A 15,542-nucleotide genomic window follows, 5' to 3' on the forward strand; every position below is an offset into this window, starting at 1 on the left:
CGACCGGTGGACCGGGCCGGCCTCGCGGCCGACGTGGTGCGCCGGATGGCACACCTGACCGCCTCGCTGCGACACCGGCAGGGCACCGCGTTCGCCGAGTTGGGGCTCACCCCGGCCACGGCCCGGGCGTTGCACGAGCTGGACCCGGACCGTCCACTGCCCGCCCGGGATCTCGCCGATCGGCTGGGCTGTGACCGGTCCAACGTGACGGCGCTTGTCGACCGGCTGGAGCAGGCCGGCCTGGTCGAGCGTCGTACCGACCCGACCGACCGCCGGCAGAAGACGCTCGTGGTGACCGAGGACGGCCGGGGCGTGCGGGACCGGGTGACCGAGGTGATGTCCGACTCCCGACTCCTGGCCGGGCTGAGTGACCAGGAGCTGTCCACCCTGCGTGACCTGGTGTGGAAGGTGTCCGACGGCGGCTGTCCGGAGCCGTGCGACCCGGCGTGAGTCGACAGGCGCCGGCCGTGTCCCACTGGGCGAGCATGGCCCGCGTCGGTAATGCTGTCGGACGTGACCACCCCGCAAGATCTCGACGACCGGTTCCGGGAGACGCTGGCGGCGCTGCCCGCCGCGCAGCGGAGGCGTGACCCCGCCGACCCGGTCACCGACGACGCCCCGCTGACCGGCGCGCAGCTGCTGGACCTGTTCGACGCGCAGGTGACCAGCCGCCAGCTCGACCTCGCCGGTCGTTGGCTGCGCAGTTTCGGGGAGGGTTTCTACACCATCGGCTCGGCCGGGCACGAGGGCAACGCGGCGGTCGCCGCCGCGCTGCGCCCCACCGACCCGGCGTTGCTGCACTACCGCTCCGGGGCGTTCTACTGCGTGCGGGCGGCCCAGGTCGCCGACGCCATGACGCCGACCGACACCGCCGACGCCGAACCGGCCACCGGCCGGGAGCCTGCCGCCGACCCGAAGCGGGCAACCGACCAGGAGTCAGCCACCGCGCGGGAGGCTGCCGCCGACCCGGAGCCGGCCGCGGAGCCCGAGCCGGCCGGGTCCGAGCGGCCCACCGGCGGGTTCGCGGCGTACGCCGAGGCGGCCCGGGACGTGCTGCGCGGAATGGTCGCCTCCAGCGAGGAGCCGATCGCCGGTGGCCGGCACAAGGTGTTCGGCCGCGCCGACCTGGCGATCGTGCCGACCACCTCCACCATCGCCTCGCACCTGCCCCGCGCGGTCGGGATGGGGCTGGCCGTGGAGCGGCTGCGCCGGCTGGACACCGTCGGGCGCCGTGCCGGGGCCGGGGTACGGGTCGGCAGCGGGGCCGGCGCGGCGCACGCCCCCTGGCCGCCGGACGCCATCGTGGTCTGCTCGTTCGGCGACGCGTCGGTCAACCACGCCAGCGCCACCGCCGCCTTCAACACCGCCGGCTGGTACGACCACGCCGGACTGCGCATCCCGGTGCTCTTCGTCTGCGAGGACAACGGGCTGGGCATCAGCGTCCGCTCGCCGGAGGGCTGGGTGGAGGCGACGCTGCGCGCCAAACCGGGCATCCACTACTTCAGCGCCGACGGGGCCGACCCGGTACGGGCGTACGAGGCGGCGCAGGAGGCCGCGGCCTGGGTACGCCGGCACCGGCGGCCCGCCGTACTGCACCTGCGCACCGTCCGGCTGATGGGCCACGCCGGGGCGGACGCGGAGTCGGCGTACCGCAGCCCGGCCGAGCTGGCCGAGGACCTTCAGCGGGATCCGGTGGCCGCCACCGCCCGGCTGCTCGTCGACGCCGGTGTGGCGACCGCCGACGAACTGCTGGCCCGGTACGACGAGACCGGCTGGCAGGTCCGCCGGCTGGCCGAGGAGGTGCTGGGCGAGCCGAAGCTGGCCTCCGCCGCCGACGTGGTGTCGGCGCTGGCGCCCCGCCGCCCGGTGCGGGTGGCGCGGGCGGTGGCCGACGCGGCGGCACGGGCCAGCGGGCCGGGCTCGGCGGCGCGGGAGGAGGCGTTCGGGGGCAAACCGCCGGAGCTGGCCGGCCCGCTCACCCTGGCGCAGAGCATCAACGCGGCGCTCGCCGACGGGCTGCTCGACCACCCCCAGATGGCCGTCTTCGGCGAGGACGTGGCCGCCAAGGGTGGCGTGTACGGCGTGACGAAGGGCCTGCGGGACCGGTTCGGCGCGGCCCGGGTCTTCGACACCCTGCTCGACGAGACGTCGGTGCTCGGGCTGGGCCTCGGCGCCGGGCTGGCCGGGATGCTGCCGGTGCCGGAGATCCAGTACCTGGCGTACCTGCACAATGCCGAGGACCAGCTGCGCGGCGAGGCCGCGACCATGCAGTTCTTCTCGCGGGGCGCCTTCCGCAACCCGATGGTCGTGCGGGTGGCCGGGCTGGCGTACCAGGAGGGGTTCGGCGGGCACTTCCACAACGACAACTCGGTGGCCGTACTCCGGGATGTGCCGGGTCTGGTGATCGCGGTGCCGGCGCGGCCGGACGACGCCGCGCCCATGCTGCGGACCTGCCTGGCGAGCGCGGCGGTGGACGGCAGCGTCTGCGTGTTCCTGGAGCCCATCGCGCTCTACCACACCCGCGACCTGTACGCCGAGGGTGACGGGGAGTGGCTGGCCGGCTATCCGGAGCCCGGCTCGTGGGTGGCCGGGCACGTGCCGGTCGGCCGGGCCCGGGTCTACCGGGTCGGCTCGGCCGATGACCTGACCATCATCACCTTCGGTAACGGGGTACGGATGTCACTGCGGGCCGCCGCCGTCCTCGCCGAGGAGGGGGTGGGCACCCGCGTGGTGGATCTGCGCTGGCTGGCGCCCCTGCCGGTGGCCGACATCATCCGGGAGTCCTCGGCGACCGGCCGGGTGCTGGTGGTGGACGAGACACGCCGCTCCGGCGGGGTCGGCGAGGGGGTGATCGCCGCGCTGGTCGACGCCGGATACGTGGGTGCCGCGCGGCGGGTGGCCGGAGTTGACTCTTTTGTACCATTGGGTCCGGCAGCCCGTCATGTTCTGGTCTCCCCGGAAGCCATTACCGACGGTGCCCGTACGCTGCTGGCACGGTAAATTCCGTTCCACCCGGTGCGCCACTTGCGCGCAGAGGCACAACTGTGTGGACTTTGCCTGACGGCGTCGGTCCGACGCCGCGAGCAGGGACGAAATGAGGAGGCACGCGACAGTGAGCGCGACCGCTGGTCAGGCCGCCGACGGGGTACGCAGCCTGGCGGACCGGTTCGGCATCGAACCGGGGATGGTCGTCATGGAGATGGGGTACGACGACGACGTCGACCAGGATCTCCGCGACGCCCTGACCGACCGCTGTGGAGATCTGGTCGACGAGGACACCGACGAGGTGGTCGACGCGGTGCTGGTGTGGTACCGCGACGGCGACGGTGACCTCTTCGAGCTGCTCGTCGACGCCCTCGGCCCGCTGGCCGACAACGGGGTCGTGTGGCTGCTCACCCCGAAGGCGGGGCGCGAGGGGCACGTTGAGCCGAGTGAGGTCGCGGAGTCCGCGCCCACCGCCGGCCTCCAGCAGACCTCGACCGTCAACGCCGGCCGGGACTGGAGCGGCGCCCGCCTGGTGCTGCGCCGTGGGGCCAAGGCCAAGAAGTAGCCCGTCATCGCTTTCTCGCGCCCGGCGGTCCGCACCGCCGGGTGTGGCAGGCTGGCGTCGTCCCCCGACTCGACCCCGAGGAGTGCAGATGCCGATCGAGGTTGGCGCCGAGGCGCCGGACTTCGTGCTGAAGGACCAGAACAACCAGGAGGTCCGCCTGTCGGACTTCCGGGGCCGGCGCACCGTGCTGCTGGTCTTCTATCCGCTGGCGTTCACCGGCACCTGCCAGGGCGAGCTGGCCGAGGTGCGGGACAACCTCGACGAGTACGTGAACGACGACGTCCAGGTGCTGACGGTCAGCGTCGACTCGGCCTACAGCCACAAGATCTGGGCCGACCGGGAGGGCTACCAGTTCCCGTTGCTGGCCGACTTCTGGCCGCACGGCGCCGTCGCCCAGGCGTACGGGGTCTTCAACGAGGTGGCCGGCTTCGCCAACCGGGGCACCTTCGTCATCGACAAGGCCGGCGTGGTCCGCTTCGCCGAGATGAACGGCCCGGGCGAGGCCCGCGACCAGCAGGGCTGGCGCAAGGCCATCGCCGACGCGACCGCCGGATAGGGGTACGCCGTGCGGCCGGGCCGGCGGCGAGCAGGTAGGCTTGCCAGCCACCGGCCCGCCGCACACGGGCGATCCGGGCGCGTAGCTCAGTGGGAGAGCACCCGCCTTACAAGCGGGGGGTCGCAGGTTCGAAACCTGCCGCGCCCACCAATCAAACGCCCCGGGAAGGATCACTCCCCGGGGCGAGAAACAGCAACGGGTCTACGAGAGCCGCTATCGGCCGGCCTTTTGGCGGCGGGACGGCCAGACGCGCCGGCGCTCGGGCTCATGCCATCAATCGAGGCAGTGGACGTGGACGGCGATGTGCTGTGGCTGAGCGCCCGTGTCTCGGTGTAGGACCTGAAGCTCGACACGGTGCCGGTCGCCTGAGGCGGGCTCGTTCTCCTCGGCGACCAGGCAGGTTGGATACGTGCTGTCGTGGTGCAGTGTCCCGCGCACGTCCTGCCAGCTTTCGGCGATCACCGAGTAGATTGTGTCGCCATCGAGAGGGCCCTGCCGAGATGATGAGTCCTTCGAGCTGGCCTCCGGCTTGAATGCGGGCCTTCATCGCTCCACGTCTGGCGACGCGCCGGCGCTCCCCGAGCAGCCCACCTGCCCACGCACGTCCTACTTATGTGCTGGTGGAATTCTGGCCCCGCCGCCACACCTCGCCCTGCGCGCCATGTCGCTCGGCCGCGTGCCGCTCCTGGGCCGATCTCGCATCGCGCCCCGCAGCCGAGTCCTCAGGCGACGAAAGGCGCTTCCGATCGCGCCAAGCGACGAAGACGAACGCCGCGATCAGCAACACGACGACCGCTCCGAGAGACACCGCCAGACTGGTCATGCCATTGAAGCTACCGGGTACGCGCCAGAGTCCGAGCTGTTGGCCGAACAGGTCGACGAACTGGATGGCGAGCACATGAACGGGGATAGACGAACACTTCCTCACCGCCGGCGCGGGCCCGGTGACGGTCGTCTTCGTCGCTGGTGACCGCTTCAACACGGCGGCCTAAGTTCAGCCCCGGCTATTCCGCGACGAAAACTCCCACGCCGGGCAGGGTCTCGGTCATACCTTTGATCCGTAATACCTGCATGGCGCGGTCGATCACCGGCTCGGTGACCCCGTAGTGCTCAATCAGTTCTCGCCGACTGGGCAGCTTGGAGCCGGGCTGGAACTCGCCTGACGCGATGCGTTCGGCGAGGTCGTCGGCGATCTGCTCATAGCGGTAACGCGGCGGCACGTGGTTCTCCTCGGTTGGCAACACGAGTAGACCACCTACGTCAGCCCTTGACTACCCAACGGTACCTGTGGGAGGTTGCCGAGGAGGTCGATTCCCTCGGTTGGCGCTGTGGGCCGTCCTCGCCGGCGTGGATGTCCGGCGCGTCCCCCGCGCTCGGGCATCCACGCCCCCAGATTGCTGCGGCACGAGGAGGCGGCAGTGCGCCCTTTGACTTGGGCAACACGGCAGACCACGGCGCGAGCGGGAGTGGCGAGCTGGTGAAGCGAGTCTCGTACGACGAGTACGTCTTGGCGGTCGCGTTGACTCTGGCTCGCCGTCACCGGCCCGTCTGGTCCTGGCGACATTGGCGGCGTATCTGCCGCTGCGGAGGTGAGCTGCCATGCCGAAGCCGCCACCGCATTCCGATCAACCGCGGCCACTGGCCCCATCAGGACGGCCCGCAATGACCAATCACCGCCCGATCAAGCCAGCCTGGACGTGCGGCGGCTGTGCGGAGGAGTGGCCATGCCATACCCGGCGCCGAGAGCTGCGCGCCGAATACGACCGCGCCCGGGTATCGCTGGTTCTCTACCTGGCCGCCCATCTCGTCGACGCCGCCCAGGACCTGGCCCACGTTCCCGCCAGCCACCTGCACTACCGCTTTCTCGGGTGGACCCGATGAGCATCCTGCGGCCTGGCGACGAGAAGTTTCACTACAGCGACGGCTCGCACAAGTGGATCCCACCGGCCCCGGACTACGACCAGGAGGTCTGGGATGAGCAGGTCCACCAACACAAGCAGGGTCACCTCAGGAACGAGCGCCCGAAGGTCCGCATCCAACGCCTCGTCTGACGGCAGCGAAAGTACAGCAAGCCGCCAGCCGAACCGAGCCCTCGATCCCGTTGTCTCCCGACGGTTGACAGCGGGAGTCCTGGGCCGGCCCCGCCGTCAGACGAGAGCCGACTCAGTCTGTTCCCGCAGCGTCCGTACGTGCGTCAAGGTCGTCTTGACGTGAACGGCGATGTCAGGACTGGGTGCGGGTCCACTGCTGGTTGGTGCCAGTTCCGCAGGTGTACTGAGTGATGTCGGTGCCGTCTGCGGTGCCGCTGCTCACCACGTCCAGGCACTTGCCGCTGTGTCGGGCCCGCAGTTGGTAGTAGTTGCCGGTGGCGACCCACTGCCACTGCTGGTTGGTGCCCCCGCCACAGCTGTACTGGATGACGTTGGCGTTGTTGGCGGTGGAGGCGTCGGCGACGTCGAGGCATTTGCCGCTGTTCTGGTTGACGATCCGGAAGTAGCCGCTACCGGCGTCGCGGAACTCCCACTTCTGGTTCGCACCGCCGTTCCAGGACCACTGTTTGACTTCGGCGTTGTCGGTGACGGCCTGGTCCAGCACGTCGACCACCTTGCCGCTGTTGCGGTTGGTGATGCGGTAGTAGAGCGGCGCCTGCCCGGTGACGGTGCCCGCGGCGGCGTCGATGGTGATGGTGGGATACCAGGTCAGGCTCATGGTCGTGGCCGAAGGGAAGGCGATCGGCAACCACACGTACTGGGAGTCGTTGGCCGGCCCGCCCCAGGCGCCGGCCCAGCGGTCGCCGAGGTAGAGGTAGCTCGTCGACGACGTGCCCTGGATGGGGAGCACGAAGGCCGACTGGGAGCGGAAAGTGGTCGAGTCCCCGACGTTGGTCATGCCGGTCCACGGGCCGGAAATGCTGGACGCCGTGGCGTACCTGGCCTGGTTCGGGCTCCAACCGGTCAGGCCCGAGGTGAGCAGGAAGTACGTGCCACCGCGCTTGAACAGAGCCGGTGCCTCACGGTTGCCGTCGTTCCAGAAGTTGCCGACCAGCGTGGCCACGGAGAGATAGTCGGCGGTGAGGCGATAGATGAGCAGGTCGCGGTTCTCGTCGCCGGCGGAGGCCATGTAGGCGGTACCGCCGTCGTTGTAGAGCGTGATGTCTCGCGACATGTTTCCCAGCGGCCGGAAGCTGCCGTGGTACGTGTAGGTGCCGTCCACGGTGGCCGAGGAGGCGACGGCGGCCCTGGCCTCGCCGTAGTCGCTGCCGTTCTCCTTGTGCATCCACATCACGTACCGGTTGGTGCTGGCGTTGTAGATGACCTTCGGCCGCTCGATGTTGGCCGACTGCAGTTCCGCCGCCGACGACTGGGTCAGCACGTTGTTGCGGAACTCCCAGTCGCGCAGGTTGGTGGAGCGGTAGACGGAGACGGCCCGGAACGTGTTGTTGGCGTTGCGGTTCTCACCGAACCAGTAGTAGTAGTCGCCGACCTTGAGCACCCCACCGCCGTGCGCGTGCAGCACGTTGCCGGCGGTGTCGGTGAACTGAGTGCCGTTGGGGATCGTGACCGGCGCGGCCTGGGCCGGGGCTGCGGCCATGGTGGTTACCGCCACGATCGCCGTTCCGACCAGGGTGAGCGCCGCCATCAGGGATGCAAGCCGTCTGTTGCGTCTCACTACGTTCGTCCTTCCGTGGGCGGGCGGCGACCCGCCGCCGACTGCGGACGACGGCGCCACCGTCCGAACCAATCCATTCATGAATGTACATCTGTCGTCGTCGACTACCTCATCCGCCGGCTGGTGCCGTTGTGGGAGCCAGTGAGTCCCACCGGGGTCAGGCGCGATCCGCGACCATCACCCGACTGTGGGCGAGTGACGCACGGCGGATCGGCAGGGCGAGTGCCCGCGCCGTGTCGAGCAGGTCGTGGTCGCCGGTGACGGTGAAGCCGTGTCGGGCGAGCAGGGCGGCCATGGCGGCGGGCGTCCAGGTCGAGCGCCACGGCTCGGTAGCCCAGACACTCCGCCGGCCGGTGGACGCCATCAGCAGCCGTGCGACGAGCCGGCCCAGCGTCAGGGATTTCCCGGGGAGCTGGAAGTTGACGATGAGGCGGCTCGTCGGCGCAGAGCACGCGGCGATCGCGGCAACCGTCGTGGACACCTCGGCAGCCGTCAGGTACGGCACGACCCCCTCCCAGATCCACGTCGTCGGCTCGCCGGGGCGATGCCCGGCGGCTGCCAACGCCTCGGCGAGGCGGTCGCGGCCGAAGTCCACCGGCACGAACGTCGGTGAAGTGCCGGGCAGGCCCTCGGCGCGTTCGCGTTTGTCGCGCTGGCTGCTCGGCTGGTCGACCTCGAAGACCGTCTTGTCGGCGAGTTCCGGCATCCGCCAGGCGCGACCGTCCAGCCCTGCCCCCAGGATCACCACCTGCGAGCTGCGATGGTCACGTACGGCGTCGTCGATCGCGACCGTCCGGGGCACCATCATCTCGGCGCAGGCCCGTACGGTCTCGTAGTCGACCCGTTGCCGCCACGGCTTGGGCGCGGAAGCGCCGCGTACCCAGTCGACGGCCTCCCGTTCGTCGGCGCGGAGCAGGCGCATGGCCGTCGGGTCCGCGAAGCGGCCGGGAGCGATCAGGCCGTCCGCCGCCGCGCGGCCCTGGCAAACGAGCACCGCCGTACGGCTCGCGGATTGCGTCGTCGGCATAGCTCGCGCTCCTGTCCGTGTCGCGGCATCGGCTCTGGGTGCCGACGCTACCGTCGCGCGGAGCCGGTCGGCCCGTTGGTCTCGGTCTCCACGACCATCACTTGACCGCACCGGATAGCCTTCGCGGCTATGGGCGCGATCAAACCGTGGCACCTCGCGGTCCTCAGCATCTGTTGTCTGCTGCCGACGGTGGTGGCGATCGCCGGTGGAGTCTGGGCCGTACGCCGCAACCGCACCCGGCGCTGAGTCGAGGCGACACCCAGCCCGGCCAGACCTGTTAGCGTCGACGGCCATGACCAACGTGGATGAGCACGGTCACCCCGAACCGCCGGTCGCGGGCGACGAGACCGCCACCCTCCTGGGTTCCCTGGACCGCCAGCGCGCCACCCTGGCCTGGAAGACCGGCGGGCTCGACGCGGTCGGCCTGCGGGCGACGCTCGGCCCGTCGTCGATCACCCTGGGTGGGCTGCTCAAGCACCTGGCGCTGGTCGAGGACCTCTACTTCTCGCTCAAGCTGGCCGGACGTTCACCCGGGCCACCGTGGGACACCGTCGACTGGGACGCCAACCCCGGCTGGGAGTGGCGCTCCGCCGCCGAGGACACCCCGGAACAGCTCTACACGCTGTGGCGGGAGGCCGTGGCGCGCTCCCGGGCCACGGTCACCGAGTTGCTGGCCGACGGCGGCCCGGAGCAGTTGGCCCGGGGCGAGTGGCCCGACGGTCGGGTGCCGAGCCTGCGCCGGGTCCTGGTCGACCTCATCGAGGAGTACGCGCGGCACGTCGGGCACGCCGACCTGATCCGGGAGTCGGTGGACGGGCTCACCGGCGAGGACCCGCCCCGCTGAACGTGGCCCACTGCGACAGGGCCGCGGGGCACCGCCAGAATGGGCGCGTGCAGGACACCGTCGCCGTCGCGCTGATCACCTCACTGTCCACGTTGGCCGCCGCGGCCCTGACCGGGCTGGTCGGCGCGTTCAGTACCCGCCGGCAACTCGCCCACCAGCTCACCGTCGCCCGGCAGGAGAGCGCCGACCGGTGGGCGACCCGGCGTGACGAGCTGCGGCGCGACGCGTACGTCGGGTTCCTCAGCGCCTGTGACGCGGCGTACCGGCGGCTGGACCGCCGGTGGGTCGAGCCGGGCGTGGACAGGGCCACGCCCGGCTACGACGAGACGTACGCGGCGATGCGCGCCGTGGACGAGGCGTACAACCTGGTGTTGTTGGAAGGCCCGGCGGACGTCGCGGCGGCGGGCCGGTCGGTGCTGGCCAGCCTCACGACGGAGTACGCCGAGCAGCGCCGCCTCGCCGACGAGCCGGGCGACGCGGCAGTGCCGCTTCGCGACCGGCACCGGGAGCGCTGGCTCGCGGCCATCGAGGTACGGACCAACCGGCGCGTCGCGTTCGTCGACGTCGTGCGTTCCGTGTTGGGCCGGGAGGAGTGACGCAGCTGGGTGGGGTATCTCAGCTGGTGAAACCCCCGTCAGGTGCGCGACGGTCGCCGCGATGTCGGCGGGTCATGCAAACGATCATGTCGACGGCTCGTCTTCGAGTCTGGCGGCCATCGGACCACTCGTTCCCAGCGCCGGGTCCGTTTTCCGCCGCCGGCCAGGGAGGCCCTATCCTCGTGACGAAGCGTACGGGGGGAGCGTGATCGTGGAGCTGGCAGACGTCGACGCGGTGCTGTTCGACATGGACGGCACCCTGGTCGACTCCGACGCCGCCGTCGAGCGGGCCTGGGAGCGCTGGGCGTCCGAGTACGCCGTCGAGCCGGCGGCGGCGCTCGCGATCGCGCACGGCAGGCCCGCCGATCAGACGATCCGCCGGCTCCTTCCCTCGCTCGACGAGGCAGCGGTCGCCGTGGCGGCGGCACGGCAGTTGGCGTTGCAGTACGACGACCTGTCCGACGTGACCGCCACCCCGGGCGCCCTCGAGCTGCTGTCGACGTTGGCCCGGTTGGGGTTGCCCTGGGCGGTGGTGACCAGCGCCGACGTCCGGCTGGCCGAGGCCCGGCTCGGTGCCGCCGGCATCACCGCGCCCGTGCTGGTCACCGTCGAGGACGTACGCGCGGGCAAGCCGGCCCCGGAGGGCTACCTGCGGGCCGCCGCGCTGCTCGACGTGGCACCGGCGCGCTGCCTGGTCGTCGAGGACGCCGAGGTCGGGTTGCAGGCCGGGCGCGCGGCCGGCGCGATGACCGCTGCGCTCAAGGGACTCGACGGCGACCTGCGGCTGGTCGACCTGACGCAGCTGGCGTACGGGTTCACCGCGGCGCCCACGGCACGCTGACCCCAGCACCGCAGTACGGCACCCGGCAGCGCAACAGCGCCAACGGGCCGCATCAGGCGAGCCGCTCGGCCAGCCAGGGGAGCAGGGCGTCGGCCTGCGCCTGCTGGAACGCCCGTACGGTGGGGATGCCGGGCGGCGGCGGACGGCGGGCGCTGTCGGCGAAGAAGCCGGCCAGTCCGGCGTACACCCCGGTGAGCGCGGCCGGGTCGACACCGGCGGTGAGCGGCAGCCGGCGCAGCATCGCCTCGGTGTCGTGCCCGCCGTAGAGCCGGACGTTCACCAGCAGCAAGGCGGTGTCCAGCCAGGCCGGCCCCCGGCAGGCCCACGGCCAGTCGACGACTGTCACCGTGCCGGCCGCGTCGAGCAGCAGGTTGTCGGCCCGCACGTCCAGGTGGCAGAGCGTGTCCCCGCTCAACGCGGCGACGCCCTCGTCGGCGGCGTGCCGCAGGTCATCCAGGTGGGCCCGAACCCACGGATCGAGTCGTGGCGGCGGGTCGGCGGCGATCCGGTGCCAGCCGGCGAAGTCCCCGGCCAGCAGCTCGGCGGCGGCCGGCACGTGCGCGACGGGGTTCGGGGTGAGCGCGACGGCCATCGCCTCCAGGGCGTCCAGCACGCGGGTCAGCTCGTCCGCCCGCCACGGGGTTGTCGGGTGCCGTCCGTCCACGTCGGAGAAGACCAGTGCCACCCACTCGCCGTCGTCGTGGCAGCCCAGCAGGCGGGGCGTCGGCGCCGTCGGCGGTAGCGCGCCGGCGGTACGGGCCTCGGCGCGGTGCATGACCGGGCTGTCCGGGTTCTGTGCCGGGCTGACCGCCTTCACGAAAGCCCGCCGCCCGGTCGCGGTGCGGACCCGGTCGGCGGTGCCCGGCGAGAAGCCACCCGACTGGGACACCGCCTCGACCACCCGATCACCGATGATGCCCTCCACCGCGGATCGGACCGCCACCGGCAGATCACCCCAGCCGATCCGCGTCGCTGTCCCCTGCATCCCGCCACGGTGCGCCGGCCCCGCCCCGACGAACAACCCATTTCCCGGGCTCGATGATCATGTGGTTGCCGGGCCTCTTTGGGAAATCGGCCGGGTCGCGGCCCCGTCGCGGGTATCACGGTGGCGGCGTCTGCGTGGTTCTGCGGCACCCGGCCCGACGCGGGCCTGGATTCAGAACATCGAGGTACATCCGACGCACCGGGGGCGTGGCCACGCGCGGCGGATGATCCAGCTCATCGAGGCCGAACTGGCCGGACTCGGGGTGCCCGAGCTGGGGTTGAACGTCTTCGGAACGAACACCGTGGCGATCGGGCTCTACCGGAGCCTGGGCTTCGAGGTCACCGCGCAGCAGATGGCCAAGCGCATCGATCCGGCGGGCTGAGCCGCCCCGGCCCCGGTTCAGGACTGTTCGCCCGACCAGCGGGAAACCGCTGCGGACCGCACCCGGGGAGGAGCGACGGATGACGCATGGCGCCGGACTGACCATCGGTGTGCTCGGCTCGTACGGTGGCCGGAACCTCGGCGATGAGGCGATCCTCACCGGTCTCCTCATCGATCTACGCATGCAGGAACCGAACGCCCGGATCATCGTCTTCTCCCGCAACCCGGAACACACCCGTGCCGCCCACCCGGACGTCGAGGCGGTGCCCTGGGAAGGCGTCAGCCGTACCGACTCGGCGTTGGTGCTGGCTCAACTCGACCTGCTCATCCTCGGTGGCGGCGGGATCCTCTACGACCGGGAGGCCCGCCGCTACCTGCGGGTCGTGCGGGTCGCCCAGGAACGGGGCCTGCCCCTCCTCACGTACGCGGTGGGGGTCGGGCCGCTCAGCGACGCGGTCGACACCGGCATGGTCCGGGAGACGCTCGCCAGCGCGACCCAGGTGACCGTCCGCGACCAGGAGTCCCGGATGGTCCTGGAAGAGGCGGGACTGCTCAACCCGATCACGGTCACCGCCGACCCGGCGTTCCTGTTGCAGCCGGCCGACTTTCCGGTGCACCTGCTCAGCGAGGAGGGGGTGCCGGCCGGTAAGAGGCTGGTCGGGATCAGCGTGCGGGAGCCGGGACGGGCCGCCGAACGCCTCGACGTCGACGGCTACCACCGGCTGCTGGCCCAGATCGGTGACTTCCTGGTGCACCGCATCGACGCGTACGTGCTGTTCGTGCCGATGGAACGCGACGACATCCGGCACTCGCACGGGGTGTTGTCGCACATGGTCGCCGCCGAGCGGGGGCGGATCCTGCACGGCACCTACTCACCGGAGCAGGTGCTCGGGCTGATGCGCCACTTCGACCTGGCCGTCGGCATGCGTCTGCACTTCCTGATCTTCGCGGCGATGGTGGGCACGCCGTTCCTGCCGCTGCCGTACGCCGGCAAGGTCTTCGACCTGGCCCAGCGGCTCGGTGTGCCGGCGCTGCGGGGCGTGGAGCGGGAGGTGGAGGGGCCGCTGCTGGCCGAGGTCGACCGGCTCTGGGACGAACGCGAGGAACGCGCCGAGGCCACGGCCCGTCGGGTCGCGGAGGTCTGCGAGCAGGCGCGGGGCACCTCGGAGGTCACCCGTGGCGTGTTGGACAGGCTGCGCGCTCAGGCCCTCACCCGAGTCTGACCCGCGTCACACCGCCGGACCGGTCCACCGGTAGCGCCACTCGCGGCCCTCCTCGCGGGCGGACTCCAACTCGTAGATCTGCGCCTCCGCCAGCCCACCGGACCCGATGTGGTGGTGGGTGAGCGGCGGCCGGCCGTTGGTGTCCAGTTCGACGGTCACGGTCTGCCCGTCCGCCGCGCCGCCGACGAGGAGGATCTGCACGGATGAAGCCATGCGCCCATCCTGCCCGTCACGAGGGCGCCTCGCAGCGGGATACGGGGCAGCGCGAGGGGCCAGACGTGGTTACGGTCGGCGAATGACGGAGCAGACCATCGGCGCGCTCTGAGCCCGGCCGCCCGTCGTCATCCGGCGGGTAACAGGCCCGGCGGATACTCCATGCCGTCGTGGGCGCAGGCCGCCGCGGCGACCCGTGCCGCGTACCGGGCCGCCTCGGGCAGGGGCTCGCCCCGCAGCCGCCCGGCGATCAGCCCGGCCGCGAACGCGTCGCCGGCCCCGTTGCTGTCCACCACCGGCCCCGGCGCGGCGGCGGGCGGCACCGGCACCCGCGTGCCGTCGCCCGGGTACAGCTCCGCGCCGTCCGCGCCCCGGGTCACCACCACGGTCCGGGGCGCCAGCGTGCCGGCGAGGGCCGCGGCCCGCTCGCCCAGCCGCACCCCGCTGACCAGGACCAGGTCGGCGACCTCGGCGAACGGCCGGTGGTAGGGGTTCGTGCCGTCCCAGTCGTGCAGGTCGGTGGAGAGCGACACGCCCGCCGGGAGCGCGGCCCGCACGGCGGGCAGCAACGGCACCACCCAGTCCATGATCGAAAGGTGTACGTGCCGGGCGTCCGCGACCAGCTCGGCCACCTCCGCGGGCGAGAACGGCGGGTCGCCCCGCCACGGGCGCGGGTCGTACAGCGAGGTGCGCCGGCCGCCCGGGTCCACCAGGTTCACCGACCGTCGGGTCCCGCCGCTGTCCTGCGCCAGCACCGCCGGCACCGCGGCCCGGGTCAGCGCCGCCCGGATCAGATCGCCGGCCGGGTCGGCGCCGAGCGTGTCGACCACCCGTACCCGCAGCCCGAGCGCCCGGCCGGCCAGCGCCACCCCGGCGCCGGTGTTGCCGATCCGCAGCTCGATCGGTTCGACGGTGTGCGAGTCGGCGGCCGGCAGCGGCAGCGCGGGCACCCGAACCCGCACATCCACCCCGAGCCCGCCGACAACCAGGAGATCGACCATGGTGCCGACGCTAGCCCAGCCCGGCGTGGGCACCCCCACACCCCCGACCTGGAGTCGATCAACCCGTCGGCGGCGTGTGTCGTGCGGTGGGCGCTGACGCTCGTCGCCCCGGGCCGCCTATCCTGGGCGCGGGCGGCGGAGGGGGAGTAGGTGCTGGTCATCCATGGGCTGTGGAAGCCCTGCGACGACTCGACCGCTGGCCTCGCGGTCTGGGCCGAGGACAGCGCCGCGCCGCCGTCTCCGGTCCGCCCCGGCAGGCCGCCCCGGGAGCGCCCGCATCCCTTCGCCGCCGGGCACGCGGACCTGGTCGCGGCTCTCGCCGACGCCGCCGAGCCGGCCCGCCCGGCCACCGCGCTGCTCACCCTGCCCACCCGGGCGGGCGCGCCGACCGACTCACCCGAGCTGATCCGGACCACCGTCGCACCCCCGGCCCGCGGCCAGCTCACCCTCGCCGCGTGGCGGGTGCCCACCCTGGTGTACGCCCCAGACGACGCCCTCGCACTGCTGCGCGCCCTGGACGACCTCCCGGCGGTGCCCGGGGCGACCCTGCGCCACCTCGCCGAGCTGGCCGACTTCGCCGCCGACCTCGTGGCCCGGGGCCGGGTCCTGCCCGGCGTCAGCACGCCGATCCCCACGGCCGGCTCGGTCGATGCCCC

Annotated in this window: 19 protein-coding genes, 1 tRNA gene and 1 pseudogene; 13 read left to right on the plus strand and 8 right to left on the minus strand. The window is 72.1% G+C overall.

Features of this window, described 5'->3' with window-relative positions; translation table 11 throughout:
* Positions 1-45 precede the first annotated feature (45 nt).
* The 5 genes from ACFYPR_RS09955 to ACFYPR_RS09975 all read left to right on the plus strand — a co-directional run bounded on the left by ACFYPR_RS09955 (position 46) and on the right by ACFYPR_RS09975 (position 4,256).
* Positions 46-450: a MarR family transcriptional regulator gene (locus ACFYPR_RS09955; RefSeq protein ID WP_354859502.1), complete on the plus strand. Its 405-nt coding sequence runs from the start codon at positions 46-48 to the stop codon at positions 448-450.
* A 51-nt stretch (positions 451-501) separates the two neighbouring features.
* The gene (locus tag ACFYPR_RS09960) at positions 502-3,000 is read left to right on the plus strand and encodes a thiamine pyrophosphate-dependent enzyme (RefSeq protein ID WP_387259454.1); all 2,499 of its coding nucleotides are present in this window, start codon (positions 502-504) and stop codon (positions 2,998-3,000) included.
* 112 nt (positions 3,001-3,112) lie between these two features.
* The gene (locus tag ACFYPR_RS09965) at positions 3,113-3,550 is read left to right on the plus strand and encodes a DUF3052 domain-containing protein (protein ID WP_030330240.1); all 438 of its coding nucleotides are present in this window, start codon (positions 3,113-3,115) and stop codon (positions 3,548-3,550) included.
* Between the two features lie 88 nt (positions 3,551-3,638).
* Positions 3,639-4,106: a peroxiredoxin gene (locus tag ACFYPR_RS09970; protein ID WP_387259456.1), complete on the plus strand. Its 468-nt coding sequence runs from the start codon at positions 3,639-3,641 to the stop codon at positions 4,104-4,106.
* A 75-nt stretch (positions 4,107-4,181) separates the two neighbouring features.
* A tRNA-Val gene (locus ACFYPR_RS09975) sits at positions 4,182-4,256 on the plus strand.
* A gap of 123 nt (positions 4,257-4,379) precedes the next feature.
* Here ACFYPR_RS09975 and ACFYPR_RS09980 read toward each other — a convergent pair.
* From ACFYPR_RS09980 to ACFYPR_RS09990, 3 genes are all read right to left on the minus strand, one after another.
* Positions 4,380-4,568, minus strand: a complete 189-nt coding sequence (locus tag ACFYPR_RS09980; protein ID WP_387259458.1) for a hypothetical protein — start codon at positions 4,566-4,568, stop codon at positions 4,380-4,382.
* 148 nt (positions 4,569-4,716) lie between these two features.
* Positions 4,717-5,004, minus strand: coding sequence for a hypothetical protein (locus tag ACFYPR_RS09985; RefSeq protein WP_387259461.1), 288 nt, complete (start codon positions 5,002-5,004; stop codon positions 4,717-4,719).
* Between the two features lie 106 nt (positions 5,005-5,110).
* Positions 5,111-5,350, minus strand: a complete 240-nt coding sequence (locus ACFYPR_RS09990) for a GntR family transcriptional regulator (RefSeq protein WP_088948848.1) — start codon at positions 5,348-5,350, stop codon at positions 5,111-5,113.
* A 418-nt stretch (positions 5,351-5,768) separates the two neighbouring features.
* Here ACFYPR_RS09990 and ACFYPR_RS09995 point away from each other — a divergent pair, with 418 nt between their 5' ends.
* Positions 5,769-5,987 (plus strand): flavin reductase, encoded by a 219-nt coding sequence (locus tag ACFYPR_RS09995; protein ID WP_387259464.1) that lies wholly within the window; start codon positions 5,769-5,771, stop codon positions 5,985-5,987.
* Entirely contained in the window at positions 5,984-6,157 is a 174-nt protein-coding gene (locus tag ACFYPR_RS10000) for a hypothetical protein (protein WP_387259466.1), read from the plus strand. The genes ACFYPR_RS09995 and ACFYPR_RS10000 overlap by 4 nt, the downstream gene beginning before the upstream one ends.
* A 172-nt stretch (positions 6,158-6,329) precedes the next feature.
* On the opposite strand, the gene ACFYPR_RS10005 is transcribed toward ACFYPR_RS10000, so the two are convergent.
* Positions 6,330-7,775, minus strand: a complete 1,446-nt coding sequence (locus ACFYPR_RS10005; RefSeq protein WP_387259469.1) for an RICIN domain-containing protein — start codon at positions 7,773-7,775, stop codon at positions 6,330-6,332.
* Positions 7,776-7,932: 157 nt separating this feature from the next.
* Positions 7,933-8,802, minus strand: coding sequence for a class I SAM-dependent methyltransferase (locus tag ACFYPR_RS10010; protein ID WP_387180274.1), 870 nt, complete (start codon positions 8,800-8,802; stop codon positions 7,933-7,935).
* A gap of 292 nt (positions 8,803-9,094) precedes the next feature.
* On the opposite strand from ACFYPR_RS10010, the gene ACFYPR_RS10015 reads away from it, so the two are divergent.
* The 3 genes from ACFYPR_RS10015 to ACFYPR_RS10025 all read left to right on the plus strand — a co-directional run bounded on the left by ACFYPR_RS10015 (position 9,095) and on the right by ACFYPR_RS10025 (position 11,083).
* Entirely contained in the window at positions 9,095-9,646 is a 552-nt protein-coding gene (locus ACFYPR_RS10015; protein ID WP_387259472.1) for a DinB family protein, read from the plus strand.
* Positions 9,647-9,693: 47 nt separating this feature from the next.
* Positions 9,694-10,242 carry a hypothetical protein gene (locus ACFYPR_RS10020; protein WP_387259474.1) on the plus strand — a complete coding sequence of 183 codons (549 nt, stop codon included), beginning with the start codon at positions 9,694-9,696 and terminating at the stop codon, positions 10,240-10,242.
* A 211-nt stretch (positions 10,243-10,453) separates the two neighbouring features.
* Positions 10,454-11,083, plus strand: coding sequence for an HAD-IA family hydrolase (locus ACFYPR_RS10025; protein ID WP_363940520.1), 630 nt, complete (start codon positions 10,454-10,456; stop codon positions 11,081-11,083).
* 52 nt (positions 11,084-11,135) lie between these two features.
* On the opposite strand, the gene ACFYPR_RS10030 is transcribed toward ACFYPR_RS10025, so the two are convergent.
* Positions 11,136-12,068, minus strand: a complete 933-nt coding sequence (locus ACFYPR_RS10030) for a phosphotransferase (RefSeq protein WP_387259477.1) — start codon at positions 12,066-12,068, stop codon at positions 11,136-11,138.
* Here ACFYPR_RS10030 and ACFYPR_RS10035 point away from each other — a divergent pair.
* Both ACFYPR_RS10035 and ACFYPR_RS10040 read left to right on the plus strand, forming a co-directional pair.
* The gene (locus tag ACFYPR_RS10035; RefSeq protein WP_387259979.1) at positions 11,998-12,450 is read left to right on the plus strand and encodes a GNAT family N-acetyltransferase; all 453 of its coding nucleotides are present in this window, start codon (positions 11,998-12,000) and stop codon (positions 12,448-12,450) included. The genes ACFYPR_RS10030 and ACFYPR_RS10035 overlap by 71 nt on opposite strands.
* A gap of 79 nt (positions 12,451-12,529) precedes the next feature.
* The gene (locus ACFYPR_RS10040) at positions 12,530-13,672 is read left to right on the plus strand and encodes a polysaccharide pyruvyl transferase family protein (RefSeq protein ID WP_387259479.1); all 1,143 of its coding nucleotides are present in this window, start codon (positions 12,530-12,532) and stop codon (positions 13,670-13,672) included.
* 6 nt (positions 13,673-13,678) lie between these two features.
* On the opposite strand, the gene ACFYPR_RS10045 is transcribed toward ACFYPR_RS10040, so the two are convergent.
* Positions 13,679-13,885 carry a hypothetical protein gene (locus tag ACFYPR_RS10045; RefSeq protein WP_354856579.1) on the minus strand — a complete coding sequence of 69 codons (207 nt, stop codon included), beginning with the start codon at positions 13,883-13,885 and terminating at the stop codon, positions 13,679-13,681.
* A gap of 128 nt (positions 13,886-14,013) precedes the next feature.
* Positions 14,014-14,886 (minus strand): PfkB family carbohydrate kinase, encoded by an 873-nt coding sequence (locus tag ACFYPR_RS10050; RefSeq protein ID WP_355064260.1) that lies wholly within the window; start codon positions 14,884-14,886, stop codon positions 14,014-14,016.
* Between the two features lie 150 nt (positions 14,887-15,036).
* Here ACFYPR_RS10050 and ACFYPR_RS10055 point away from each other — a divergent pair.
* Positions 15,037-15,507, plus strand: a pseudogene (locus tag ACFYPR_RS10055) (ATP-dependent helicase); the annotation flags it as partial.
* Between the last annotated feature and the right edge of the window lie 35 nt (positions 15,508-15,542).

The organism is Micromonospora sp. NPDC005254 (assembly GCF_042872525.1).
In the GTDB taxonomy this organism is placed as follows: Bacteria; Actinomycetota; Actinomycetes; order Mycobacteriales; family Micromonosporaceae; genus Micromonospora.